The organism is Paracoccus liaowanqingii (genome assembly GCF_004683865.2).
Classification (GTDB): domain Bacteria; phylum Pseudomonadota; class Alphaproteobacteria; order Rhodobacterales; family Rhodobacteraceae; genus Paracoccus; species Paracoccus liaowanqingii.
On sequence record NZ_CP040763.1, the window covers coordinates 39,723 to 65,569 of the forward strand.

Sequence of the window (25,847 nt, forward strand, 5' to 3'; positions counted from 1 at the left end):
TCGCCCCGAGGGGGGTCTATCTCAGCCAATGGACCAGCCACAGCGACAGGCCGGGCAGGGCGGCCACGACCGCCAGGCCCACCAGCGCGGCGATCAGGAAGGGGACGGCGCCCCGGGCCACGCGCTCGATCGACAGATGCGCCACGTTGGCGGCCACGAACAGGTTGACGCCGACCGGCGGCGTGATCAAGCCGATGGCCAGGTTGATCATCACCACGACGCCGAACCAGACCGGATCCCAGCCCAGCTCGTGCATGACCGGCAGGACGATGGGCAGGGTGATGAACATCACCGTGATGGCATCCATGAACATGCCCGCGATCAGCAGGATCAGCATGATGACCAGCAGGATCACCCACGGGTTCTCGCTGATGCCCAGCAGGCCGCCGGAATAGGTGCTGACCAGATCCTCGACCGTTATGACCCATCCGAACAGCCCCGCATAGGCCACGATCAGCATCACCGTGGCCGAAGACCCCGCCGCATCCGCCAGCGTGTCATAGAGCGCGCGCAGCGACAGGCTGCGATAGACCAGCCCGCCCACCAGCAGCGCATAGACGGTGGCCACCAACGCGGCCTCGGTCGGCGTGAAGATGCCCGAATAGATGCCGCCCAGGATGACCAGCGGGGTCATCAGCCCCCAGAAGCTGTCGCGAAAGCTGCGCCACAGCCGGGTGCCATAGGGCAGGCCCGCATAGGGGTCGGGGATCATCCCGGCCAGCGCCGGCCCCGCGCCCGCCCCCGCACCCTTGGGGGCGATGAAGGGCAGCACCGCCAGCATGGTCAGCCCCATGAACAGCCCCGGCAGGATGGCCGCGAGGAACAGTTGCGAGATCGACACCTCGGCGATGACCCCGAACAGCACCAGCCCGATGGAGGGCGGGATGACGATGGACAGCGCCGCGCCCGCGCAGACGAGGCCCGCGGCATGGGCGCGGGAATAGCCGTTCTCCTCCATGCCCTTGATGATCATCGGCCCGATGGCCGCGACCGAGGCCGGCCCCGACCCGCTGACCGCCCCCCAGAAGAGGCAGACCACCGTGCCCACCACGCCCATCCCCCCCGGCAGCCCGCCGACGAGGACGCGGAAGAAGCGGATCATCCGTTCCGCGATCCCGGTCGAGCCCATCAGCGCGCCCGCCAGGATGAAGAACGGGATCGCCAGCAGCGAATAGCGCGCGACGCCCGCGGTGATCAGATCGCCCGCCAGATCCAGCCCGAACCCCATCCGCCACATCGCGTACAGCGCCGACAGCCCAAGCGAGAAGGCCACCGGCACCCGGATCGCCAGCAGCAAGAAGAACAGCCCGATCATCTGCGTGCCGGGGCCCATCTCAGGCATGCCCATCTCCGGCATGATCCGACCCCGCCAGCCGGAATTCCTCGACCGTGTGCTGCACGAAGCGCAAGGCGATCAGCAGGAAGGCGAAGGGCACCGCCGCCTGATAATACCAGGTCGGAATGCCAAGGGCATAGGAGGTCAGCCCGTTGTCATAGAGCGTGGTCAGCGACTGCCATGCCAGCCAGCTGGAGGCCAGCAGCAGCCCCACCGACAGCAGGACCGACAGCAGCACAACCGCCCGGGCCAGCCCGCGCGGCAGCATCGTCACCACCGCCGTCACCGCCAGATGCTGCCCCTGCCGCGCCGCGATGGCCGCGCCGAAGACGGTCAGCAGCAAGAAGCCGTTGGTCAGCAGCTCCTCGCTGGAGGCCAGCGAATAGTTGGTGGCATAGCGCACGACCACATTGGCGAACCCAAGCAGGGTCATGCCCAGGAACAGGACGGCGCAGATCAGCCTTTCGGCCTCGCGCGACAGAAAGGCGAGCATGGGCACCTCGGGGGTAGGGGGGGCAGGGCTGCCCCCCGGCAACGGCCTCAGTCGGCCTGGGCGATGGCCTCGCGGAACGAGGCGACCAGATCGGGGCCGACCCGTTCGGCCCATTGGTCGAAGGCGGGCTGGGTGGCGGTGCGGAAGGCCTCCAGCTCTTCGGGGGTGGGCTCGTAGACCTCCATCCCCTTCTCGCGCAGGAAGGCAATGCCGGTCTCGGTGCCCTCGCGGGTGATCTGGCGCTGATAGTCCATCGCCTCGGCCGCGACCTCGCGCAGCATCGCCTGCGTGTCGGCGTCATAGGCGTCGAACTTCTCCCTGGACATGCCCAAAAAGATCGGATCGTAGGAATAGTGCCAGGCGGTCAGGTGCGACTGCACCTCGTAGACCTGCTGGGGGATGATCACCGCGCCGATGGGGTTTTCCTGCCCGTCGACCACGCCCTGCTGCAGGGCGGTCATCGTCTCGGTCCACTGCATCTGCTGGGGATTGGCGCCAAGCGCGTTCATCACGTCGATATACATCGGCCCCGCGACGCGCATGTTCAGCCCGCGCATGTCCTCGGGCGAGCGGATCGGGCGGGTGTTGTTCGTGACCTCGCGAAAGCCGTTCTCGCCCCAAGCCAGGACCTCGATGCCCTTCTCGCGCAGGATGTCGCGCAGCGCCTCGGCCGGGCCGCCATCGGCGGTGGTCGCATCGACCTGCGCATAGTTCTCGTACAGGTAGGGCAGCGAGAACACCGCCATCTCCTGCACCAGCGGGGTGACGTTGATGGCCGAGGTCATCACGAAATCCAGCGCGCCCCGGCCCACCATGTCGGCCTGCCGCATCTGGTCGCCGCCCGCCAGCTGGGCGTTGGGGAACACCCGCAGCGCCATCTCGCCCTCGGTGCGCTCGGCCAGCAGTTCGCCGAAACGCTCGGCCCCTTGGTGCCAGGTCGTGCCGTCGCCCGTGTTGTGCGACAGGCGCAGCGTCTCGGCCAGGGCCGTCCCCGCGCCCAGGCTTGACACCAGTGCCGTGGCCAGCGCCAGCCGTCCCCATCCCGTCCGTTGCATCGCATCCTCCCGTCAGATCCCGGCCACCCTCCCGTGGCGTTGGTTCACATCATGGTGCGGTGTTTCGCCGTCTTGCAAGAAAAAACTTGCAAGCCTGCCGCGGTCGCGGCCATCCTTTGCCCAGACCCGGGGATTTCCGCATGACGCCGCAGCTTTCACTGATCCAGCATATGGACCCCCGCGACGGCAATGGCACGCAAAGCGTGGACCGCGCGCTGATGCTGCTGCAGCGCCTCGGGGCCGAGGGGCGGACGCTGGCGGCGCTTGTCTCGGACACGGGACTGAACAAGGCCACCGTGCGGCGGCTGCTGCTGGCGCTGATCCGGGCGGGGCTGGTCGAACAGGACGAGGCCCGCCGCACCTATCACCTGGGCGAACAGATGCAGGTGCTGGGCGCGCAGGCCGCCCGCCGCCCGGGCCTGATGGCGGCAGCGGGCGAAAGCGTGATTCGGCTGGCGCAGGTCACCGGCGACGCGGCCCTGCTGTCGGTGCGGCGCGGGGCCAGCGCGCTGTGCCTGATGCGCGAGGAGGGCAGCCACCCGCTGCGCAGCCACGCGCTGGTGGCGGGGCAGAGCCATCCCCTGGGCGTCGGCGCGGGGTCGCTGGCAATGCTGGCCAGCCTGCCCGACGATCAGGTGGCGACCGTGCTGTCGGCCATCGCCCCCGCCCTGGCCGAGCGCTATCCGAACTTGCCGCCCGACCGCCTAGAGGCCATGGTTGCCCGGACCCGGGCCGAGGGTGTGGCGCTGAACCCCGGCCTGGTGCTGGAGGGGTCCTGGGGCCTGGGCATCGCGCTGTACCATCCGGGCGGCGGGCTGGCGGGCGCGCTGTCCATCGCGGCGGTCGAGGCGCGGATGCGCGCCGACCGCCTGCCCGACCTGATCCACGCGCTGCGGGCCGAGGCCGCGCGCATCCAAACACGACTGGCGCAGACCGCGCCCCGCCCAGGGAGAGAGACATGACCGACCCGATGATCGTCGGCTGGAGCCATACGCGCTTCGGCAAATCCGATGCCCCCGACACCGAGGCGCTGATGGCCGAGGCCGTTCCCGCCGCGCTGGAGCATGCGGGCATCACCGCCGCCGATGTCGACGGCATCTTCACCGGCGTCTTCAACAACGGCTTCTCGCGCCAGGATTTCCAGGCGGCGCTGGTCGGCATGGCGGTCCCCGACCTGGCCCATGTGCCCGCCACGCGGTTCGAGAATGCCTGCGCCACCGGCTCTGCCGCGCTGCACGGGGCGATGGACTTCATCGCCGCCGGGCGGGGCCGGATCGCGCTGGTGGTGGGGGCCGAGAAGATGACCGCCACCCCCACGGCCGAGGTGGGCGACATCCTGCTGGGCGCCAGCTACCGCGCCGAGGAGGCCGAGGTCGATGCGGGCTTCGCGGGCCTCTTCGGGCAGATCGCGGCGGGCTATTTCCAGCGCCACGGCGACCGGTCGGAAGAGCTGGCGATGATCGCCGCCAAGAACCACGAGAACGGGATGCGCAATCCCTATGCCCACATGCAGAAGGATCTGGGGCTGGCCTTCTGCAATACCATCTCGGACCGCAACCCCCGCGTGGCGGGGCCCCTGCGGCGCAGCGACTGCTCGCTGATCTCGGACGGGGCGGCGGTGCTGGTGCTGGCCGATGCCGAGACGGCGGCGGGCCTGTCCCGCGCCATCGCCTTTCGCGCGCGCGCGCAGGCCAATGACGCGCTGGCCCTGTCGCGCCGCGACGTGCTGGAGTTCCGCGGCGCCCGCGCCGCATGGGCCGCAGCCCTGGCGCAGGCGGGTGTCACGCTGGACGACCTGTCGCTGGTCGAGACGCATGACTGCTTCACCATCGCCGAGATGCTGGAATATGAGGCGATGGGCTTGGCCGAGCCCGGCCAGGGCCACCGCGTCATCCGCGAGGGCGTGACCCGGCGCGAGGGGCGGCTGCCCGTCAACCTGTCGGGCGGGCTGAAATCCAAGGGCCATCCGATCGGCGCGACCGGCGTGTCGCAGCATGTGATGGCCGCGATGCAGCTGGCGGGCGAGGCGGGCGAGATGCAGCTGCCCGGCGCGACCATGGCCGGGGTCTTCAACATGGGCGGCGCGGCGGTCACGAACTACGTCTCGATCCTGGAGCGGGTGAGGTGACGCCCGTATCCGACCGGGTGATGAACCTGTGCCATTTCCTGACCCAGAACGCCCGCCGCCTGCCCGACGCGCCCGCGTTGATCCATGGCGAGCGGGTCACGACCTGGGCGCAGATGCAGGCGCGGGTGGGGGCGCTGGCCCATGCGCTGGTCCAGGATTACGGCCTGGCCAAGGGCGACCGGGTTCTGGTGCAATCGGCCAACTGCCTGCAGATGTTCGAGACGATGTTCGCCTGCTGGCGCGTGGGCGCGGTCTGGGTGCCCGCCAATTTTCGCCTCTCGCCCGATGATCTGGCCTTCCTCGCGCAGTCGTCTGGCGCGAGGTTGATGATCTGCGGGGCCGAGTTCACCGCCCATGCCAGCGCCTGCGCGCCGCATGTTCCCGCGATCATCCCCATCGGCCCATCCCCCCTCGGCCCCGACCATGACGCGCTGATCGCCCGCCACATGGGCGCCATGCCGCCCGAGGCGCAGGTCGTGCGCGACGATCCGGCGTGGTTCTTCTACACCTCGGGCACGACGGGCCGCCCCAAGGCCGCCGTGCTGACCCATGGGCAGATGGCCTTCGTGGTCACCAACCACCTGTGCGATCTGATGCCCGGCACGACGGAATCCGACGCCTCGCTGGTGGTGGCGCCGCTGTCGCATGGCGCGGGCATCCACCAGCTGACGCAGGTCGCGCGCGGCGTGCCCACGATCCTGCCCGAGGGCGAGCGCTTCGATCCCGCCGAGATCTGGGCGCTGGTCCAGCGCCACCGGGTGACGAACATGTTCACCGTCCCCACCATCGTCAAGCTGCTGGTCGAGGATGCGTCGGTCGACCGCGTCGATCATTCCAGCCTGCGCTATGTCATCTATGCGGGCGCGCCCATGTACCGCGCCGACCAGATCCGCGCGCTGGACAAGCTGGGCCCGGTGCTGGTCCAGTATTTCGGTCTGGGCGAGGTGACCGGCGCGATCACCGTCCTGCCGCCCGCGCATCATTCGCCCGACGACGCCGCGATGCGCATCGGCACCTGCGGGCTGGCCCGCACCGGCATGCAGGTGCAGGTGCAGGACGCCCAAGGGGTCGAGCTGCCCCCGGGCGAGACCGGAGAGATCGCGGTGATCGGCCCCGCGGTCTTCGCGGGCTATCACGACAATGCAGCCGCAAACGGAAAATCCTTCCGCGACGGCTGGTTCCTGACCGGCGACCTGGGGCACATGGACGACCAGGGATTTCTGTACCTGACGGGCCGGGAATCCGACATGTACATCTCGGGCGGCTCGAACATCCATCCGCGCGAGGTCGAGGAAAAGCTGCTGACCCATCCCGATCTGGCCGAGGCGATCGTGCTGGGCGCCCCCGATCCGGTCTGGGGCGAGGCGGGGCTGGCGGTCTGCGTGGCCCGCCCCGGGACGGCGCCCGATCCGCAGGCGGTGCTGGCCTGGCTGGCGCCCAAGCTTGCGCGCTACAAGCTGCCCAAGCGGCTGCTGATCTGGGAGGCGCTGCCGAAATCGGCCTATGGCAAGATCACCCGGAAGATGATCCGCGACGAGCTGATCGTGCGCGGCGACTGGCCCCTGGACCCGGCCCGGGCGGGCTGAGGGGCGGTGCTGGTCCATCCCGGCCCCGCCGATCCGCAGCGGGTGCAGGTCGTCCCTTGCCGCGCCCATCCGCTGCGCCTGCGGCTGGCGCCCGGCCTGCCGCTGGACCGGGCGGTGGCCGAGGCGATCGGGGCGGCGGGGTTCGACGCGGCCTGGCTGTGGCTGCAGGATCTACGCTGCGCGCGGCTGTCCTATGTCATCCCCGCCCCACCGCCCGGCGACGGACGCGTGGCCTTCTACAGCGACACGCATCTGCTGGACGACCGCCCCCGGATCGTCGCGGCGGGCCTGCATCTGGGCCAGGGGCCTGCCGGGGCCGTCCTGCATGCCCATGGGCTGTGGGCGGAGGCGGAGGGCGCCCTGCGGATGGGCCATCTGCGCCCCGAGGCAACCCTGCTGGCCGGTGCGGCCGAGGTCACGGGCTGGGGTCTGGACGGGGCGGCGTTCCACCGGGCCCGGGATGCCGAGACGGGCTTCGATCTCTTTTCTCCCTGCGCGCTGCCGCGATCGCATCAGGGCGGACTGCCCTCGCGGCTGCTGCGGCTGCGGCCCCATCAGGATCTGGGGGACAGCGTCCGGCACCTTGCCGGGCCGCAGACCCGCCATGTCGCGGGTCTGGGCAGCCTGATCGGCACAAGCTTTGCGGATGCCCCCGACCTGCCCGGCCCGGCGACCGAGATCCTGATCCTAGGCCGGGACGGGCAGGACCTGCGCATCGCCTCGGTCGGGATCGAGGGCCGGGTGGGGCAGGGGCTGCTGGCCCCCGCCAACCCGGTCTGCATCACCGCCGAGCTGCTGCTGATCGACGAGGATTGAGCGGGCGCGATCAGGCCCCCGCCACCAGCGGATGCGACAGGGCGGTGGCGATGCCGCGCAGCTCGGCCAGACCCTTCAGGCGCCCGATGGCCGGATAGCCGGGCTGCGCCTTGCGGGACTGGTCGTCCAGGATGTCCTGGCCGTGATCGGGGCGGAAGGGGATGCGCCAGTCGGCCCGGCCCTCGGCGCGCCGGCGCGCTTCCTCGGCCAGGATCGCGGCGATCATCGCGACCATGTCGGTATTGCCCTCCAGATGCGCGGCCTCGTGGAAGGATCCGCCCAGATGGTCGTCCTCCAGCGCGACGTTGCGCAGATGCAGGAAATGCACGCGGCTGCCAAGCCGGGACATCATGCCGGGCAGGTCGTTGTCGGCGCGCGCGCCAAGCGATCCGGTGCACAGCGTGATGCCGTTGGCGCGCAGATCGACCGCGTCCATGACCGCCATGTAATCGGCTTCGGTCGACATGATGCGGGGCAGGCCCAGCAGGGGGAACGGCGGATCGTCGGGGTGACAGCACAGCCGCATCCCCAGTTCCTCGGCCAGCGGCGTGACCTCGGCCAGGAAATCGACCAGATGCCTGCGCAGACGCTCGGGCGTGATCGCGTCATAGCGGGCCAGGTGGTCCTTGACGTCCTCCAGCGACATGCGTTCGGCGGCCCCGGGCAGGCCGAAGACGACATTGCCGGTCAGCTCCTGCCGCCGGGCGTCGGACATGGTGGCCAGCCGGGCGCGGGCGGCCTCGGTCACCTCGGGGGTATAGTCGTCCGCCACGCCCTTGCGCTTTAGGATGAACAGGTCGAAGGCCGCGAAATCGATGGCGTCATAGCGCATGCAGGTGGCGCCGTTCTTCAGCCGATAGGACAGGTCGGTCCGCGTCCAGTCCAGGATCGGCATGAAGTTGTAGCAGATGACCTCGATCCCCGCCGCCGCAAGATGCCGCATCGAGGTCTTCCAGTTCTCGACATGCCGTTTCCAGTCGCCGGTCTGGCGCTTGATGTCCTCGGACACGGGCAGGCTTTCGACGACCTCCCATGCCAGGCCCGAGGGCGCGCCGTCCGACATTACGGCCAGCGCCGCCTGGCGCTGCGCGATCTCGGCGGACTGCCAGACCTCGCCGGTGGGGATGTGATGCAGGGCGGTCACGACGCCCTCGACGCCCGCCTGCAGCATGTCGTCGATGGAAACCAGGTCTTTCGGGCCGAACCAGCGCCAGGTCTGTCTCATGGAATGGGGTCTTTCTGTTAGCGGGCCGATCAGCTGTCGGCGAAGGAAAGTTGCACCTTGACCGATTGTGCGCGGTCAGAGGCGGTGCGGAAGGCCGTCAAGGCCTCCGCCATCGGATAGGTGGCGGTGATCATCGGGCGGGGGTCGATGTCGCCTGCGCCGATCAGCCGGACGGCCTCGGCGAATTCGCTGTCGAAGCGGTGCGACCCGGCGAAGACGATCTCTTTGCCGACCATCAGGTTCAGCGGCATCGGCGTGGGGCCCGCGACCCCCACCTGCACCAGCGTGCCGAGCGGGCGCAGGCAGGCCACCGCGTCGCGGATGGCCGAGGCGGCCGCCGAACATTCGAAGACCAGATCGACGCGGCCCTTGTCCTGCTGCCAGGCGGCCAGGCCGTCCGGGTCCGTCGCCGGGTTCACGGAATGATCCGCGCCCATGCGGCGGGCCACGGCCAGCGTGGCGTCCTGGATGTCGGTCACGATGATCGTGGCCGCGCCGCGCTGCCGGGCCACCGCCACGCACAGCGCGCCGATGGGCCCGGCGCCGGTCACCAGCACGGTCTTGCCCGCCAGCGGCCCGGCCAGGGCCTCGGCCCGGTTCGCGGCGTGCAGGCAGACGGCCAGCGGCTCGGCGCAGGCGGCGGCGCCCGGGGTGATGACGTGGGGCAGGGGATGGCATTGCGCGGCGCCGATCACCATGCGGTCGCGGAACATCCCCTGTTCATGCGGCAGATACATGGCCGAGCCCTTGAAGCGCATCGCCATGCAGTGATGCGGCAGGCCCTGCGTGCAGAATTCGCAGGCCCCGCAGGGATGCGAGGGGTTCATGGCGACCAGCTGCCCCACCGCCAGCCCGGTCACGCCCGCGCCCAGGGCCTCGATCCGCCCTGCCGCCTCGTGGCCCAGGATGATCGGCTCGCGCACGCGGATGGTGCCGATGCCGCCCTCGTGCCAGTAATGCAGGTCGGACCCGCAGATGCCGCCCGCCAGCACGGCGACACGGACCTCTCCAGGCCCAAGGGCGGGCAGGTCGGTGGTGGCGATGGTCAGGTCGTCCTGCCCGTTCAGGCGGACGGCGCGGGTCCGGGTGTCGGTCGTCTCGGTCATGGGGGGCCTCAGGGCATCAGCCTGTTGGGCAGCCAGGTGGACAGCGGCGGGAAATAGCTGACCATCAGCAGCATGATGATGTTGGTGATGATGTAGGGCGTGATTGCCCGGATCACCGGCGACAGCGGCAGGCGCGCGATGTTGGCGGCCACGAACAGGCACACCCCCACCGGCGGCGTGGTCAGCCCGATCATCAGGTTCATCACCGCGAAGACCGCGAAATGCAGCGGGTCGATCCCCACCGCCAGCGCCAGCGTCTGCAGGGGCACGAACAGGATGATCAGCGCGGCGATCGTCTCCATAAACATGCCGACGAACAGCAGCAGCAGGTTGATCAGCAGGATGACGATGAACTTGTTCTGCGTGACCGACAGCACCCCGTCGGCCAGCATCTGCGGGATGCGTTCCGACACCAGGATCCAGCCGAAGACATTGGCCGTGCCCACCAGCACCAGGATCCCGGCCGAGCTGATCGCGCTGTTGGTGATGATCCCGGGGATCGCGCGCCACGGCAGCTCGCGATAGACGAACAGCCCCACCAGCATCGCGTAGAGACAGGCGACGATGGCCGTCTCGGTCGGCGTGGTATAGCCGGTCAGCAGCCCGCCCACGATCAGCACCGTCATGGCGATGGCCCAGATGGCCCCGGTGAACGAACTGAACAGCTCCTTCATGCCCTGCCACGGCTCGCGCGGGAAGCTGTGCCTGCGGGCCAGGATGACGGTCGTGACCATCATCGCCAGGCCCATCAGGATGCCGGGGATGGCGCCGCCCAGGAACAGCTTGCCCACCGACATGCCCGACAGCGATCCGACGATGATCATCGGCACGCTTGGCGGGATCATCGGCCCCACGGTGGACGAGGCGGCGGTGACGGCGGCGGAAAAGGCCGCCGGATAGCCCGCCTTCTTCATGCCGGGAATCATCATGCCGCCGACCGAGGCCACGTCCGCCACCGCCGTGCCCGAGATGCCGCCGAACAGCATGGACGCCGCGATATTGGCCTGCGCCAGCCCGCCGCGCATCCAGCCGACCAGCGCATTGGCGAAACGGATGATCCGTTCGGTGATGCCGCCCGAATTCATCAGGTTGCCCGCCAGGATGAAGCCCGGGATGCACAGCAGCACGAAGCTGTCCATGCCCGCATACATCTTCTGCGGGATCACCACGAAGGGGATGTCGGCGAACAGCAGATAGGCCATCGAGGACAGCCCAAGCGTCACCGCCACCGGCAGGCCGATGGCCAGCCCCAGCACGAAGACGCCCAGAAGCAGGGTCAGACCCATCAGAGATCCTCCGACACGGGGATGGGGCGGCCGTCATGGCGACCGGTCAGCATCTCGAAGATGCGCATCAGCGCCCAGAGGCCAAGCGCCACGAACAGCACCAGCATCGAGGCGTGCAGGAAATCCATCCGCCAGCCCAGGGAGGGCGCGGTCTGACGCACGCCCACCCGCGTGTATTGCCAGGCCGAGGCCAGCAGGGCGGCCGAGAACAGCGCCGTCAGCAGCGCGCTGACCAGCCGCAGGATCCACGGCCAGCGGCCCGGCAGGCTTTCGCACAGAAGATCCACGTTCACCATGTCGCCGCTGCGCAGCGCCAGCCCGGCCCCGAGCGCGCCGATATAGATCAGGCAGAAGCGCGTCAGCTCCTCGGTCCAGACCGGGGAGGTGGGCAGGAAGGTGCGGGCGAAGACCTGCAGCAGCACGGATGCCGACAGCAGCAGGAAGGCGGACAGGATCAGAAGGCGGCACAGCCCCTCCAGCGCCTTGAAGGCCTGTGTCATGCGATCACTCCGGTAACGGGGCAGGGCGCCGGGCGCCCCGCCGCCTGCGGTGTCAGTTGTTGAAGATGTCCTCGACCGTGGGACGGATGTCCTCGGCCACGCCGGCGATCACCGCGTCGCGGGCGGCCTCGGCAAAGGCCTCCTGGTCGACCTCGACGAAGGTCACGCCCTCGGCCTCCAGCTGGGCGACCAGCTCCTGCTCGTTCTCCATGAACATCTCGCGCTCGAAGGCCTGGGTGCTGTCGGCGGCGGCCTGCACGATGGCCTGGTCGGCCTCGGACAGCTTGTTCCAGGCGTTCTCCGAGATGGTCAGGTAGATCCAGGACCGGACATGCTCGGTCAGGTTCACGGTCTTCTGCACCTCGTAGAAGCCGCCCGACTGGAACAGGGCCAGCGGGTTCTCCTGCCCCTCGATGGTGCCGTTCTGCAGCGAGGTGAAGACCTCGGAGAAGGCCATCGGCGTCGGGTTGGCGCCAAGCGCCTGCCAGGCGGAGACGAACAGCGGCACGTTCGGCACCCGCAGCTTGAAGCCGTTCAGGTCGGCGGGCGTGGTGATCTCGCGCCCGGCGGAGAGGTTGCGCGGGCCGCGGGCGAAATAGGTCAGCGGGCGGATGTCGGCCATCTCGATGATCTGGGCCTCGATCTGTTCGCCAATCTCGCCCGAGGCGACCTCGTCCATGTGCTCCAGCGAGCGATAGGCATAGGGCAGCGCCAGCAGCGCGGCCATCGGCGCCCAGTTCTGCAGGCTTTCGCCGGTGATGGTCATGTCGGCGGTGCCCAGCTGCATGCCGTTGATGACGTCGATCTCTTTCCCGAGCGACTCGTTGGGGAAGACCTGGACCTCGACCCGGCCCTCGGTGCCGGTCGCGACCTGTTCGGCGAAATGCAGCGCGGCCAGGTGCCAGATGTTCTCCTCGTTGGCCAGATGGCCGAGCTTCAGGGTCACGTCGGCGGCCATCGCGGTGCTGGCCATCAGGGATGCGGCCAGGCCGGTCGCGAAGATGCGGGTCAGTGTCATGGGTGGTCCTCCTCCAAGGATCGGATCCGGGCGGTGCCGGGGGTCAGGTGAAATAGTCGGGGCGGTCCTGCCGGATGACCGGCAGGTCGGCCAGGATGCCCTGCAGATGCGTGCGGATCGCCGCCTCGGCCCCCGCAACGTCGCCCGCGGCGATGGCCGCGACCAGCGCGCGGTGCTGGTCGATCAGCCGGTCGATCGGGAAATGCCGGCTGGAGAGCACGCGCACGCGGTCCATCTGCGCCTTCATCGCCACCACCACGCGCCAGGCGCTGGCCTTGCCCGCGCCCTCGGCCAGGGTGCGGTGGAAGGTCTCGTCGGCCTGGATGAAATTGGGGGCGGCGGCGCCGGTCAGTTCCGCCTGCCGGGTCACCTGGTCCTGCAGATCGGCGATCAGCGCGGGGTCGGGGTCGGTTGCCAGCAGCTTGACGATGTCGGCCTCGACCGCCTCGCGCACGAAGCGCGCATCCATCACCGCGTCCAGCGAGATGCGGGTGACGAAGGTGCCGCGCTGTGCGCGCACGTCGACCAGCCCCTGAGCGGCCAGCGCGATGAACGCCTCGCGGACGGGCTGGCGGCTGACGCCGAAGCGGTGGGCGGTCTCGATCTCGGACAGGCGGGTCTCGGGGGGCAGGGCGTGGGTGATGATGGCGTCGCGCAGGATATCGCAGACCTGGGCGGCGGTGCTGATCCGCGCCTTCGGCTCCCATGTCGTGGCTGCGATCATCGGCGATCCTCCCCTTGCGTCATCTCTACACTATACTACCATTCCACGGAAGCGGTTTTCACGCTGCCTGGCAACAGGACAGCAAAATACCCGCAGCCGGGGGCGGCTGCGGGTCGTGTCGGGGGTGCGGGGCGCGCGGATCAGTCCTGAATCAGTCCGACCAGGATCTCGCGGACCTGGGTGGTGCAGGCCTCCTCGTCGCCGTCATCGGCCAGGGCGCGGGCCTCGCCCAGCTGCGCGCGGGCCTGGATCAGGGCGTCGCCGCCGTCACCGGCCTTTTCGGTCTGCTCGACGGCCGCCTCGGCATCCGCCTCGTCCTGATAGGGCACCGGGTCCTCGGTCCCCTCCTCGGTCATGGCCACGGATTCGCGGGCGCCCGCGACCCCCTGACCGCCCGACGAGGCCGAGATGGCCAGCCGCGCCGCGTCGTCCAGCACCTCCTCCAGGAAGGTGATGCGGTCGGCGCAATTCGCCGCAGCGGGTCCGGCGACCAGCGCCAGGCCGGCCGCCAGCAGGATCTGTTTCAGGGTCATGGCATGTCCTCAGCTGCGGAGTTGATCGGCGACCGGCAGGCGGCGGATGCGCCGCCCGGCCGCGGCAAAGATCGCGTTGGCGATGGCCGGGGCCACCGGCGGCAGGCCCGGCTCGCCCACCCCGCCCAAGGGCTGGTCGTAGCCGCCCGAGGACACGAGATGCACGTTGATCTCGCGCGGGGCGGTCTCCATGCGCGGGATCAGGTAGCTGTCGAAGTTGCCCTGCTGCGCGCGCCCCTCTTGGAAGGTGATCTCGGTCGTCAGCGCCTGGCCCGCGCCCATGATGACCGCGCCCTCCATCTGGGACCGGATGCGGTCGGGATTGACATGCGCGCCGCAGTCGATGGCGATCTCGACCCGCGGGATGCGGACCTCGCCGTCGATCACCTCGACCTCGGCGGCGACGGCCACGTGGCTGACGAAGCTGTAATGCGCCGCCAGCCCCAGACCCCGGCCCGAGGGCATCTCGCGGCCCCATCCGATCGCTTCGGCCACCGTCTCGGTCACCTTGCGCAGGCGGCCGGTGTCAATGGGATAGCGGTCGGGGTTCTCGCCATAGTTCCAGACGTCGCCGATCTCGCTCGGGTCGATCAGCCGGGCCGGGCCGATCACCTCCAGCAGATAGTCGCGCGGATCGCGGCCCGCCGCCTCGGCCAGTTCCGCGATGAAGGACTGGATGGCGAAGGCATGCGGGATGTTGGACACCGCCCGGTACCAGCCGATCCGCACATGCGCGGGGGCCTGCGGGTTCTCGGCCCGGACATTGGCGATGTCCAGAGGCATGTTGGTCAGGCCCATGCCCAGTTCGAAGGGCAGCTTCTCTTTCGGATCGGGGGCGAAGATCGACCCGATCGTCGGGGCGGCGGTGCGGTGCAGCCAGGCGACCGCCTTGCCGTCCCCGTCCAGCCCCGCCTCCATCCGCTCGACCGAGACGGTGTGGTAATAGCTGTGATGCAGGTCGTCCTCGCGCGTCCAGGTCAGCTTGACCGGGGCGCCCGCCTCGCGGCTGAGGATTGCGGCCTCCAGCACGAAATCGGGCTTGGACTTGCGCCCGAAGCCACCGCCCAGAAGCGTGACATTGACGGTCACGTCCTCCTCGGGCAGTTCCATCCGCTGCGCCAGGCGCAGGCGGGTGACCTGGGGTGCCTGCACGCAGGCCCAGACCTCGCAGGATCCGTCGCGCACATCGGCCACGGCGGCGGGCGGCTCCATCGGGGCCTGCGCCAGATGCGGGATGTAGTATTCCGCCACGACGCGGGTCGGCGCCTCGGCCAGCGCGGCCTCGACATCGCCCCGGTTCAGGATCAGTTTGCCGTCGCCGGTCTGCACCGCGGCCTCCAGCTCGGCCTTGTAGTCCTCGGAGGAATAGGCGGCATGGGGGCCGTCCTCCCATTCGATCACCAGCGCCTCGCGGCCCTTGATCGCGGCCCAGGTGTTGCGGGCGATGACGGCGACGCCGCCGAGCGGCTGGAACTCGGCCGGGATCGCGGGCGGGTCCAGGCGGACGATCCGCTCGACCCCGGCGATCTGCAGGGCGGCGCTGTCGTCCAGGCTGGCCACGCGGCCCCCGAAGACCGGCGGGCGGGCGATGACGGCATAAAGCATCCCCTCGCGGCGCACGTCGATGCCGTAGGTCGTGGTGCCGCGGGTGATGTCGTCATTGTCGACCAGCCCGATGTCGCTCTTGCCGACATAGCGGAAGGTGGCGGGGTCCTTGAGGCGCAGCCCCTCGCGGTCCGGGACCGGCAGGGCGGCGGCGGCGGCGGCCAGCTCGCCATAGCCCATGCTGCGGTCCGAACCCTCGTGGCGGACGGCATGAGCTTCTGCGCGCACCTCGGCCACGGGCACGTCCCAGGCCTCGGCGGCGGCCTGTTCCAGCATCGCCCGGGCCGAGGCCCCGGCGCGGCGCATCGGATTGAAGAAATGGCGCAGGCTGCGCGAGCCGTCGGTGTCCTGGTTGCCATAGCGCGGCTCGTCGCCGGGGGCCTGGGTCACGCGGACCATGTCCCAGTCCGCCTCCAGCTCGTCGGCCACGACCATGGCGATCGAGGTGCGCACGCCCTGTCCCATCTCGGCGCGATGGACGGTCACGGTGACGATGCCGTCCTCGGCGATCGAGACGAAGACGTTCGGATCGTCGCGCCAGCCGTTGGGCATGGCATCGGCGCCGAATTCCACCGGCGCCTCCTGCGCGCGGCCCCGGGCAGGCAGGCCCACGGCCAGAACCAGACTGCCGGCGCCCAGGCCCATTAGCATGGCACGGCGGCTGACATTCGCGATCAGGGTGTTCTGCATCATTCGGTCCTCGCCTGAGCGGCCTGCTTGATCGCGGCGCGGATGCGCGGATAGGTCCCGCAGCGGCAGAGGTTCGCGCTCATCACCACGTCGATGTCCTCGTCGGTCAGGTCGGGGGTGGTGTCGACCAGCGCCGCCGCCTGCATGATCTGCCCCGCCTGGCAGTAGCCGCATTGCGACACGTTCAGATCGCGCCACGCGACCTGCACCGGATGATCGCCGTTCTCGGCCAGACCCTCGATGGTGCGCACGTCCGAGCCCTCGGCGATCGAGATGGGGGTGATGCAGGCGAAGGTCGGATAGCCGTCCAGATGGATCGTGCAGGCGCCGCATTGGGCGATGCCGCAGCCGAACTTGGTTCCGGTCAGGCCCAGCTCGTCGCGCAGATACCACAGCAGCGGCATCTCGGGGTCGCCATCGAAGCTGTGCTCCGTTCCGTTCACGGTCAGGGTGATCATGATGGCATCCTCGCTTTCAGATCCTGGGACGTTCGGTCGCGCCGATGCATACAGCATGACGTGACCGCCAACGCCCGGTCGGCCGCGAGGTTCCCCCGGCAGGGTCCGATGCCCGGCGCGGTCAGCCGTCAGGCAGCGTCCAGCGGCATGGTGAAGGTGAAGATGGTGCGGTCAGCATCCGAGGCGACCTGCATCCGCCCGCCATGCGCCGCCGCGATCTCGGCAGCGATGTAGAGGCCCAGGCCCAGCCCCTTCTGGCTGGGGTGGTCGCCGGTCTTCTTGAAGGGCTTGAAGAGGCCCGGGATCTGGTCGGGCGGGATGGGCCGGCCCTCGTTCTCGACCGTCAGCACCAGCATTCCGTCGCTTGTGCGGGCCACGACCCCGATGGGCCTGCCCGGGGCGCCATGGGTGATGGCATTGCCGATCAGGTTCGACAGCATCTGCGCCAGCCGCGCGCGGTCGCAATCGATGGGGCCGGGCAGGTCGATCCGGGCCCGGATCTCCTGCCCCCAGGAGATCGTGCGGAACTCCGCGATGACCTGCTGCAGCGCCTCGGCCAGCGATCCGTCGCGGGTCCGGTCCAGCACGATGCCGTCGCTCAGGCGGTTGCGGGCGTGGTCCAGCAGGTTGGCGACCAGATCGGTCATGCGCTGCGCCGCCGCATCCATCAGCGAAATCAGCGAGGCCGTCTCGGGGTCGGCGTTGCGGCGGGCCAGCATCCGCAGGCCCGCGCGGATCGCGTTGGCGGGGTTGCGCAGGTCATGGGCCAGGATCGCCATGAACTCCTCCTGGACCTGGGCCATCCGGCGCTCCTGATCCAGCTCGTGCCGCATCAGGCGCATCTGGTCCTCGGTATGCAGCGTGTCGCCGATCAGCTTGGCGAACAGCCGGACCATCTGCAGGATCGACTGGTCGTCCAGATTCCGAGGCTCGGGGTCGAAGGCGCAGAGCGTGCCGAAGAAGGTCCCGTCGGGCCGCCGGATCGGCATCGACAGATAGCTGCGGAAGCCGTAGCGCCGGGGGATCTGGTGGTCGCGATAGACCTCGTGCTGGCGGATGTCGTTGACGATAATCTCGGTGGCGCAGGTGCGCACCTGATGGCAGAGCGTCGATTCCACGACCAGCTGGTCGCCCGGCGCCAGTCCCAGATCCAGCTGGTCCTTGACCGAGCACATGGTCCAGTGCTTGTCCGTCACCCGCCCAATCGCGGCAAAGCGCACCCCCGCCGCCAGGCAGACCGTCTCCAGCATCGTCGGCACGGCGGGGTTGCCGGTGATCACCGCCAGATCCGTGGCCAGCAACGGGTCTTCGGCAGGGAACGGGTCGGAGGTCGGCATCGGGTCTACCGGAATTGGGGCTTCGAAACAAAGTTAATGACCGAACCCAGTCTACGCAACAATAGGTCGCGTTAATAATTCGTTAACCAATCTTCCCTGCGCGAATATGTCGCAATCCCTGCCGGCTGGCCCTGACTCCGCCGGACCAGCCGCTACTGCGCGCTGGCCTGCAACTCGTGGTCGACGATCGCCCGCCAGCGCGGATTGTCGTCCAGCACATGGCGCCGCGCGCCCCAGAAGCCCCACCGGCCCGGTCCCGCGACCTCGACGAAGATGTTGAAGAACTCTCCGCCGGCCTCGGCGAAACTGTCCAAGGCATGGGTGTAGATCTGCCCCATCTGCGGCGAATAGTGAAAGCGGGCGAAGAAATCCAGCAGCGTCGGATCGGCCTCGAGGGCCGCGTGGTCGGGGACGATATGGGTGCCCCCCTCATACATCACCAGCGCAAGCCCCGAGGCATCGGCGATCTTCTTCTGCGCATCCCACATGCCGCGCAGCGCGACCATCGTGGTGCCCGCCTCGTCGCCTTGGACGTGGCGGCCCTCCATGATCTGCTCGGACATCAGGGCGAAGGCGGCCTCGTCGCCTTGGTCGCGCCAGGACTGGACCAGCGCGACATTGGCCGCACGTCCCAGCCCGCCGTCGAAATAGCCCGTGACCGCATAGGCGTCGAAATGCTCCTTGGGCGGTCGGCGGTCCTGCCCGCCCGCCACCCAGAGCGGCGCGTCCAGCGCCGCGTGGTTCAGGTCGATCCAGGCCGTGTGGGCGGTCATCACCTTGCGGTAGCGGTCCGGCGCATCGGCGTAGACGGCGTCCAGCAGCAGCGCCATCTCCACCGACTTGCCGCCATAGAACTGCATCCAGCCGTCGCCCTGGCCGGGCCACAGCGCCTCGGCCTGTTCCAGCGCCCATTGCGTCTGCTCGAACTGGAAATTCCAGACCTCGTTGGAATATTCGTAATGGGCGGTCAGGGACGGGTCCAGGTTCTGATGCACATGGGTGGCGAAGCGGGTGATGTAGTCCGGGGTCGCCAGATGGGGCATGCAGAACCACGGATCGATGCCCAGCCTGTTGGCCAGCATCACCATCACCTCGACCGGGACGCCCAGGGTCCAGGTGGCCGAGGTCAGCGTGGGCCGGTCGTCCCAGTCCGACAGCGTGCTGTTGTTCGTGGACATCCAGTCCATGAAGCGGATCAGGCGGAAGCTGGGCAGCAGCTCCAGCCAGGCCGGGCGGAACACCTCTCCGGCGTCATGGGCGGCCTGCAGGTCCTCGTGGACGCAGACGAAGTTCCGGACCGGATCGGTTGCATCCTGTTCGGTGATGTCGATCGAGACGATGCCGGTGTCCGAGGTGACATAGTCGAATTCGGCCGAGTTCTCGCCCTGGCGGATATTGGTAGCGGTGCCGTTCAGCACGACGGTGCCCGTGCCCTGCCAGGTCATGCGGTAATGGCCGTTCAGGCTGGTGTCGCTGGCCGACAGGTCGCACAGGATGATCGTGCCGACCGAGGTCGCGCCCTCGGGCAGCGAGACCGGCCAGCCATCCGCGTCCAGATGCCCGCCCTCGCGCAGCTGCTGGTTGGTGTGGGACACGAATTCCGACGGCGAGCGGGCCATCCAGTCGCGGCTCTGCCGCATGACGTCGATGAAAGGCTGCGCGGCCTCCCAATCGGCGATCCCCGACAGGCCCGCGGCGACGAAGGGGCGGCGCACAGGCTGCTCGCCGCTCTGCGCCACCGTGCCCGAGGTCCTGGCAAAGGCCACGGACCCCTGAAGATAGCCGGCAAGGGTCAGCAGAAGGACAGAGCGTCTGTTCATGGAGGGCGCCTTACGAGGAAAATGGTGACAACGAACCAACGGGTGTAGTTATCGCAGGAATCCGCCCCCGGTGCAATCTGCGGGGCGTTCGGCGCGCAGCTGCGACACGGCATCGTCATCAGCGGAATCCAGACGTCGAGACAAGATTGAGATCGGCACCCACACGGGTGCATCGATCCCGCGACCTTGGGCAGGACCATCGACCGAATGACTTCGAAGGCGCCGGTCTTTCGGCAAGCCGACCTCAAGGACCGGCGAGAGGCGTCGTTGCCTGGGGTCCTGCCGGGGGAGAGGAGGTCACGGATCAAGCGCATCCTGCCGGATCCGGACCTGTCCTGATCTTCAGACCGCCGGACGACGATGCCGGGTCGCCGTCTCATAGGCATAGGCCTGCGTCAGCAGCGCCGCTTCGGACCACAGGGGGCCGACGAAGATCAGCTCGAACGGGGCGCCCGAGGCATAATGGCCCGCCGGTACCGTCACCGCCGGAAGGCCCGCGATATTCAGCTCTCCCACAGTGGTTTCCTGGATCGTCTCGGTCCCGTGCAGGGGGGGCAGTTCCTGACGCATCTGCGGAAAGGCCAGCGCGTCCAGCTGGTGATCTTCGAAGACGGCGTCGACGATGCGCAGATAGGCGGCCTTCAGGGCGATGAATTCAGGAAGGTCGGGCGGGCGCGTCGGATCCTGCATCGCGGCCCGGAAATCGGGCAGCCGGGGCAGGAAGGACAGCACGCCGCCGGGACCGAAGGCGTCCTCGGCCGCGGTGGCCGCGGCGAAGTCGGCAAAGCTGGTCAGCGCCGCATCGGGCCCCAGCCTGCGCAGATAGCAGCCCAGATCATAGGCCACGGATTCCATCCCTCGCGCGTCAAAATTGCCGACGGTGGGCGCACGCAGGGCGGCAAATCCGGTCCCTGCAAAGGGGTCGTCGATCAGGATCGCCCCGGCGGCCTCCAGTTCGGACCGGGCGCGGGCATACAGATCAATTGTCTCCTCCGACAACGGCTGGTCGCGCCAGCCGGGCCCGTAGAGGCCGATGCGCTTGCCCTGCAGCCCCTCCGCCGACAGGCCCGCCGCATAGCCGCTGTCGGGGATCTTGCCGGTGCTGGCCAGCGTCTTGGGGTCTTCGGCACTGTAGCCTGCCAGAACGTCCAGACACAAAGCCGCATCCGTGACCGTGCGCGCGATCGGCCCGACCACGTCGCGATTGGCGGCCAGGGGCACCACGCCCGCATTGGGCACCAGACCGATGGTCGGCTTGATCCCCACCAACCCCTGCGCCGAGGCCGGGTTCTGGATCGAGCCACCCGTTTCCTCGGCCAGTCCCACGACGCACATGCAGGCCGCCACCGCCGCCGCGGTTCCGGCGCTGGACCCGCCCGGCACCCGGTCGGGGATCACGGGATTGATCGTCGGCCCCGCCCAGCTGTCATTGGCATGGCTGCCCGTATGGCTGAGGACGGGGACATTGGTCTTGCCCAGGATGACTGCATCCGCGGCCCGCATCCGCGCCACGACCGGGCTGTCGGTGGCGGGCATCAGATCGACGCCCCCGGTCCCGGAATAGAGCAGCCGCCACCCCGCCGTGGTCGGAAATCCGACCATGTCCATCGGGTCCTTGACCACGACCGGCACCCCCGCCAGGGGTCCCACGGGCTGACCCGCCGCCAGCCGCCGGTCGATGTCGCGCGCGGTCTCCAGCGCTTCGGGGTTCTCGAAGATGATCGCGTTGAGGGTGCCGTTCAGCCGCCGGATCTGTGCCAGATGGGCCTGGGTCAATGCCTCGGCGGTGAAGGTCCCGTCGCGAAGTCCGTCGCGGATGGCCGCGATGGACAGCCGGTCCAGATCCTGCAGGGGATCGGTCCCGGACATCGGAAGGGTTGCCTCGGTCACAGCTGCACGCCCTTGGTCAGCGCCCCGTCGATCACCAGATTGGTGCCGCTGGTGAAGCTGGAGGCAGGGCTGGCCAGAAACACCACGCCCCGGGCGATCTCTTCGGGTGTGGCCATGCGGTCCATGGGGTTCAGGCCAAGGGCCGTGGCGAACAGGTCGGGATTGCCTGTCTCGATCTGCTGCCAGATGCCGCCGTCGAAATAGGTATTGCCCGGAGAGACGGTGTTCGCGCGGATGCCCTTGGGCGCCAGCTTGAAGGCCAGCCCCTGCGCGTAATGGACCAGCGCCGCCTTGAAGGCGCCATAGGCCGCGCCGGTGAAGTCGATCTCTCGCCCCGAGACCGAGGAGACCAGCGTGATGGACGCGGCCCCGGATGTCTCCAGCCACGGCATCGCGGCATTCACCAGCCGCACGGAATGCATCATGTCGGTGTCGAAACCCGCCTGCCACGCGGCCTCGTCATCGGCCACCGCCAAGGCCGAGACATTGCCGATGACGATGTCGATGCCGCCCATCGCCTGCGCGCTCTTACTGACCCAGGCCTCCAGCGCGGCCTTGTCGGTCACATCGACCGCCGTGCCCCGCACGCCCAGATCGGCGGCGGTCGCATCGACATCGGCCTGCGTGCGCGCGCAGATCGCCACCTGTGCACCCTCGGCCGCCAGAATTTCGGCGCAGCGCCGCCCGATGCCCTTGCTGCCGCCGGTGATCACCGCCCGAAGGCCCGTCAGTCCAAGATCCATCTTTTGCCCCTCACTTCACATAGCGCTTCAGGATCGACGCCCCGACGCTGTATTTCGGATCGACCATGTTGCCCAAGCGGACCTTGCCGCACATGGTCAGCAGCATATAGGCGTCGGCCTCGGACTGTCCCGTCTCGGCCGCCAGCCAGCGGACCAGCTCGCGATAGGCGATGCGGGACGCATCCTCCAGCGGGCGGGCCGAGCCGATGAACATCATCATCTCCTCGGTCTCCAGCTGCGGCCAGCTGTTGCCATGCCCCTTGATCAGGTCGATCTGCAATTCGACCGTGGCCGGGATCTCCAGCGCGACGCCGCACAATTCCCCGTCGCCCTGAATGGCGTGACAGTCGCCCAGATACAGATAGCCGCCCGGCGTGTTCACCGGAAGATAGATGATCGCGCCCGGCCCCACGTCCGGCAGGTCCATGTTGCCGCCGTAATAGTCGGGCTGCAGGGACGAGATCGCCTCGATCTCGGGCGAGGTGCCGATGGTGCCGATGAACGGCTCGTAGGGCAGGGTCAGGGTGTCGGACCAATGGACGCCGCCCTCGTCCACGACGATCTTCTTGACCTTCTCGGGCAGGGGCGCGTTCAGCATCGCGGTGTTGCCGGTGCCGACCAGACCGCCGAATTCCGGGATCAGGCAGGTGGTGCCCACCGGCTGCGCGCCCCGCGGCGTGATCGAAATGATCCGCACCGCCAGCGCATCGCCCTTTTCCGCGCCCCTGACGTGGATCGGCCCGGTCTGCGGGTTGAGAAACGGGAAGTTCAGGATGTCCGAGGGTTTGTCGCTTTCCGAGGTGATCTTGCCCTCGAACGCGTCATGGGTTTCGACCGTCACCACCGCGCCCGGATCGACCTCCAGCACCGGCTGGACATAGGGGCCATAGACATAGTGGAACTTGCCCTGATCGGCGATGGTGATGGTGTGGCGGTCGCCCGCCCGGCCCTTGGCGACGCCCTTGCGCGCCATGATCGAAGTGTCCAGCCAGCTCATGTTTGCTCCTTCCGGCATGTCGTCTCAGATGGTCAGATGGCGCCGCACGGCGTCGCGCGACGATATCTCGTCCGGCCCCAAGGTGGCCACGATGCGGCCCTTTTCCATGACGTAGCCCCGCTGCGCCATCGACACGATCAGGTCCAGGTTCTGTTCGACCAGCAGCACCGCCACCCCCGTCTGCGCGTTCAGTTCCCGCATGTTGCGCGAGATATCCTTGATGATCGAGGGCTGAATGCCCTCGGACGGCTCGTCCAGCAGCATCAGGCGGGGATGGCTGACCATCGCCCGCCCAATGGCTAGCTGCTGCTGCTGGCCGCCCGACAGGGTGCCCGCCCGCTGCCGGGCGCGGTCCTTGAGGATCGGGAAGAACCGGTGGATCAGGTCGTAATCGGGGGCCGGACGCCCTGCGCCCGCGACCTCGCCCACCATCAGGTTCTCGCGCACGCTGAGGTCGGGGAACACGTCGCGGCCCTGCGGGATGTAGCCGATGCCCTGCAGGGCGCGGTGGTTGGCCCCCATCTGCGTGACATCCTGTCCGCCAAAGCGGATGCTGCCCCCGCTGGCAGGCAACAACCCGATCAGCGTGCGCATCAGGGTGCTTTTGCCGACGCCGTTGCGGCCGATGACGGCCACGATCTCGCCCGCGTTCAGGGTCAGATCGACGCCCTGCAGGACCTGTTCGCCGCCATAGCCGCTGCACAGGCCCGTCGTCTGCAAAAGGACGGTGTCACGCATCGGCGGCCCCCAGATAGATTTCCTGCACGCCGGGATGGGCGGTGATCTGGTCGATGCTGCCTTGGGCGAAGATGGCGCCCATGTGCAGCACGGTCACGCTGTGGGCGATCTGCTGCACGAAGGCCATGTCATGTTCGACGGCCAGGATGGTGATGCCGCGCGCGTTCAGGTCGTGCAGCATCTCTCCGGTCTTGCGGGTCTCGTCGGGGGACATGCCCGCCGTGGGCTCGTCCAGCAGCAGCAGACGCGGCTCGACGCCCACGGCCATCCCGATCTCCAGCCATTGCTGCTGGCCGTGGGACAGCACGCCCGCCGGGGTCGCGGCCTCGGACGTCAGGCCGGTGAAGTCCAAGACCTGCCGGATGGTCCCGGTCAGGCTGGCGCCGTGCAGGTGGTGCTGGAAGGCGATCTGAAGGTTCTGGCGCACGCTGAGCGCCTTGAAGATGCCGGGGACCTGGAACTTGACGCTGATCCCCTCGCGGATGCGCTGGAAGGACCGCAGAGGGGTGATGTCGCGGCCCCGAAAGGTGATCGTGCCGCTGTCGGGGGCATGTTCGCCCAGAAGCAGCCGGAAGAAGGACGATTTGCCCGCCCCGTTCGGTCCGATCAGGCAATGCATCGCGCCCTCGTCCAGCGCGAAGTCGATGTCGCGGGCGACGGTCACGCCGCCGAAGCGCTTGTTCAGTTTGCTGACCTGCAGGATCCGGGTCATCGCGCCGCCTTTCCGAAGATGCGCCCAAGGCGCTGCATCAGGGTCGCGACCACCCCATCGGGCGTGACCATGACGGTGAAGACCAGCAGCGCGCCCATTACGACCAGCGCATATTGGCTGCCATAGATGGTCAGGGACTGAAAACCGGCGATGACCAGCACGCTGCCCAGCAGTGTCGCGGTGATGTCGCGCCGTCCCCCGACCGCGACCCAGACAATCGGCAGCGCCGCAGAGGTCAGCCCCATGCTGGAGGGCGTGATGTATTGGCCCCAAGCGGTGTACAGCGCGCCCGACAGCCCGGCCAGCGCACCCCCCAGCCCGAAGGCCAGCATCTGGTACAGGCGGATGTCATAGCCCAGCATCTCGGTCCGTTCGGGGTTTTCCCGGATGGCGACCAGCACATTTCCGAAGGGCGCGTTCAGCAGCATGCGCAGCCCCAGATAGACGGCCACCACCATCGCCAGCAGCACATAATACAGCGCCGTCCCGGAATAGAGGACCACGTCCCCGCTGAACCACGGCACGGTCAGGGGCGGCATGCCGGACATGCCGTTGAACCCGTTCAGCCGCGCCGTGCCGATGGCCCATTGCGGGCCTGCGGTCTGCGACATGAACGTCTCCAGCACCAGCGTGACGGACAGGGTGACGATGCCGATGAACACGCCCTTGATGCGGCCATAGAACATGAAATAGCCGATCAGCAGGGCGAAGGCGCCGCCCAAGCCCACCGACAGGATCAGCGCCAGCCATGTCAGCCCATAGGCCGATCCGATATTGATCGTGATGACGCCATAGGCATAGCCCGCCAGCCCGAAGAACGCGGTCTGCCCGAAGCTGAGCGCGCCGCAATATCCCCAGACCACGCCCAGCCCCATCGCCATGAAGGTCCAGACCAGGAAATAGGCGGCATTGCCGACCGTATAGTCGTTGCTGAACAGCGGATAGACCGCTGCGGCCAGCACCACCGCCACCATGGCGGCCCAGAAGGCCGGGCCGCGGCCCATGGTCTGCGGCCCCTCCAGACGCGACAGCCATTGGCGGGCGCGCGACC

General features: G+C 68.7%; 24 protein-coding genes. 4 read left to right on the forward strand and 20 right to left on the reverse strand.

Annotated features, from left to right (window positions below):
- Window positions 1-16: 16 nt before the first annotated feature.
- Genes E4191_RS19955 through E4191_RS19965 form a run of 3 tightly spaced genes read right to left on the reverse strand, consistent with a single transcriptional unit; the run spans window position 17 to window position 2,884 of the window.
- On the reverse strand, window positions 17-1,342 hold the full coding sequence (locus tag E4191_RS19955; RefSeq protein WP_139616137.1) for a TRAP transporter large permease: 1,326 nt from the start codon (window positions 1,340-1,342) through the stop codon (window positions 17-19).
- Window positions 1,335-1,829 carry a TRAP transporter small permease gene (locus E4191_RS19960; RefSeq protein WP_139616138.1) on the reverse strand — a complete coding sequence of 165 codons (495 nt, stop codon included), beginning with the start codon at window positions 1,827-1,829 and terminating at the stop codon, window positions 1,335-1,337. Before E4191_RS19960 ends, E4191_RS19955 begins: the two co-directional genes overlap by 8 nt.
- Window positions 1,830-1,876: 47 nt before the next feature.
- Window positions 1,877-2,884, reverse strand: coding sequence for a DctP family TRAP transporter solute-binding subunit (locus E4191_RS19965; RefSeq protein ID WP_139616139.1), 1,008 nt, complete (start codon window positions 2,882-2,884; stop codon window positions 1,877-1,879).
- Between the two features lie 140 nt (window positions 2,885-3,024).
- Here E4191_RS19965 and E4191_RS19970 point away from each other — a divergent pair, with 140 nt between their 5' ends.
- The 4 genes from E4191_RS19970 to E4191_RS19985 are packed head-to-tail and all read left to right on the forward strand — an operon-like array spanning window position 3,025 to window position 7,414.
- Window positions 3,025-3,846, forward strand: a complete 822-nt coding sequence (locus tag E4191_RS19970; RefSeq protein WP_228461881.1) for an IclR family transcriptional regulator — start codon at window positions 3,025-3,027, stop codon at window positions 3,844-3,846.
- Entirely contained in the window at window positions 3,843-5,012 is a 1,170-nt protein-coding gene (locus E4191_RS19975; protein WP_139616140.1) for an acetyl-CoA acetyltransferase, read from the forward strand. Before E4191_RS19970 ends, E4191_RS19975 begins: the two co-directional genes overlap by 4 nt.
- Before the next feature lie 20 nt (window positions 5,013-5,032).
- Window positions 5,033-6,598, forward strand: a complete 1,566-nt coding sequence (locus tag E4191_RS19980) for an acyl-CoA synthetase (RefSeq protein ID WP_139616278.1) — start codon at window positions 5,033-5,035, stop codon at window positions 6,596-6,598.
- 6 nt (window positions 6,599-6,604) lie between these two features.
- Window positions 6,605-7,414 carry a PPC domain-containing DNA-binding protein gene (locus tag E4191_RS19985; protein ID WP_139616141.1) on the forward strand — a complete coding sequence of 270 codons (810 nt, stop codon included), beginning with the start codon at window positions 6,605-6,607 and terminating at the stop codon, window positions 7,412-7,414.
- A 10-nt stretch (window positions 7,415-7,424) separates the two neighbouring features.
- Here E4191_RS19985 and uxuA read toward each other — a convergent pair whose 3' ends face one another.
- From uxuA to E4191_RS20070, 17 genes are all read right to left on the reverse strand, one after another.
- Window positions 7,425-8,639: a mannonate dehydratase gene (gene uxuA, locus E4191_RS19990; RefSeq protein ID WP_139616142.1), complete on the reverse strand. Its 1,215-nt coding sequence runs from the start codon at window positions 8,637-8,639 to the stop codon at window positions 7,425-7,427.
- A 29-nt stretch (window positions 8,640-8,668) separates the two neighbouring features.
- Window positions 8,669-9,745, reverse strand: a complete 1,077-nt coding sequence (locus E4191_RS19995) for an L-idonate 5-dehydrogenase (protein WP_139616143.1) — start codon at window positions 9,743-9,745, stop codon at window positions 8,669-8,671.
- A gap of 8 nt (window positions 9,746-9,753) precedes the next feature.
- Window positions 9,754-11,031, reverse strand: a complete 1,278-nt coding sequence (locus tag E4191_RS20000) for a TRAP transporter large permease (RefSeq protein WP_139616144.1) — start codon at window positions 11,029-11,031, stop codon at window positions 9,754-9,756.
- Complete coding sequence (locus E4191_RS20005) at window positions 11,031-11,531, reverse strand: TRAP transporter small permease (RefSeq protein ID WP_139616145.1); 501 nt, start codon at window positions 11,529-11,531, stop codon at window positions 11,031-11,033. Before E4191_RS20005 ends, E4191_RS20000 begins: the two co-directional genes overlap by 1 nt.
- Before the next feature lie 52 nt (window positions 11,532-11,583).
- A complete protein-coding gene (locus E4191_RS20010) occupies window positions 11,584-12,549 on the reverse strand; it encodes a TRAP transporter substrate-binding protein (protein WP_139616146.1) in 966 nt (321 codons plus the stop codon).
- Window positions 12,550-12,592: 43 nt separating this feature from the next.
- Window positions 12,593-13,273: a GntR family transcriptional regulator gene (locus E4191_RS20015; protein WP_139616147.1), complete on the reverse strand. Its 681-nt coding sequence runs from the start codon at window positions 13,271-13,273 to the stop codon at window positions 12,593-12,595.
- A 140-nt stretch (window positions 13,274-13,413) separates the two neighbouring features.
- Window positions 13,414-13,806 carry a hypothetical protein gene (locus E4191_RS20020; protein WP_139616148.1) on the reverse strand — a complete coding sequence of 131 codons (393 nt, stop codon included), beginning with the start codon at window positions 13,804-13,806 and terminating at the stop codon, window positions 13,414-13,416.
- A 9-nt stretch (window positions 13,807-13,815) separates the two neighbouring features.
- Window positions 13,816-16,101, reverse strand: coding sequence for a xanthine dehydrogenase family protein molybdopterin-binding subunit (locus E4191_RS20025; protein ID WP_139616279.1), 2,286 nt, complete (start codon window positions 16,099-16,101; stop codon window positions 13,816-13,818).
- A complete protein-coding gene (locus tag E4191_RS20030) occupies window positions 16,101-16,559 on the reverse strand; it encodes a (2Fe-2S)-binding protein (RefSeq protein WP_135816611.1) in 459 nt (152 codons plus the stop codon). The genes E4191_RS20025 and E4191_RS20030 overlap by 1 nt, the downstream gene beginning before the upstream one ends.
- A gap of 128 nt (window positions 16,560-16,687) precedes the next feature.
- Complete coding sequence (locus E4191_RS20035; protein ID WP_139616149.1) at window positions 16,688-17,896, reverse strand: GAF domain-containing sensor histidine kinase; 1,209 nt, start codon at window positions 17,894-17,896, stop codon at window positions 16,688-16,690.
- Window positions 17,897-18,048: 152 nt separating this feature from the next.
- Window positions 18,049-19,716 (reverse strand): type 2 periplasmic-binding domain-containing protein, encoded by a 1,668-nt coding sequence (locus E4191_RS20040; protein WP_139616150.1) that lies wholly within the window; start codon window positions 19,714-19,716, stop codon window positions 18,049-18,051.
- A gap of 342 nt (window positions 19,717-20,058) precedes the next feature.
- A complete protein-coding gene (locus E4191_RS20045) occupies window positions 20,059-21,585 on the reverse strand; it encodes an amidase (protein WP_139616280.1) in 1,527 nt (508 codons plus the stop codon).
- A gap of 17 nt (window positions 21,586-21,602) precedes the next feature.
- Window positions 21,603-22,349, reverse strand: a complete 747-nt coding sequence (locus tag E4191_RS20050) for an SDR family NAD(P)-dependent oxidoreductase (RefSeq protein WP_139616151.1) — start codon at window positions 22,347-22,349, stop codon at window positions 21,603-21,605.
- A 10-nt stretch (window positions 22,350-22,359) separates the two neighbouring features.
- Entirely contained in the window at window positions 22,360-23,346 is a 987-nt protein-coding gene (locus E4191_RS20055; protein WP_139616152.1) for an acetamidase/formamidase family protein, read from the reverse strand.
- 24 nt (window positions 23,347-23,370) lie between these two features.
- Entirely contained in the window at window positions 23,371-24,084 is a 714-nt protein-coding gene (locus E4191_RS20060; protein WP_139616153.1) for an ABC transporter ATP-binding protein, read from the reverse strand.
- A complete protein-coding gene (locus E4191_RS20065; RefSeq protein ID WP_139616154.1) occupies window positions 24,077-24,796 on the reverse strand; it encodes an ABC transporter ATP-binding protein in 720 nt (239 codons plus the stop codon). Before E4191_RS20065 ends, E4191_RS20060 begins: the two co-directional genes overlap by 8 nt.
- Entirely contained in the window at window positions 24,793-25,800 is a 1,008-nt protein-coding gene (locus tag E4191_RS20070) for an ABC transporter permease subunit (RefSeq protein WP_228461885.1), read from the reverse strand. Before E4191_RS20070 ends, E4191_RS20065 begins: the two co-directional genes overlap by 4 nt.
- Window positions 25,801-25,847: the final 47 nt, after the last annotated feature.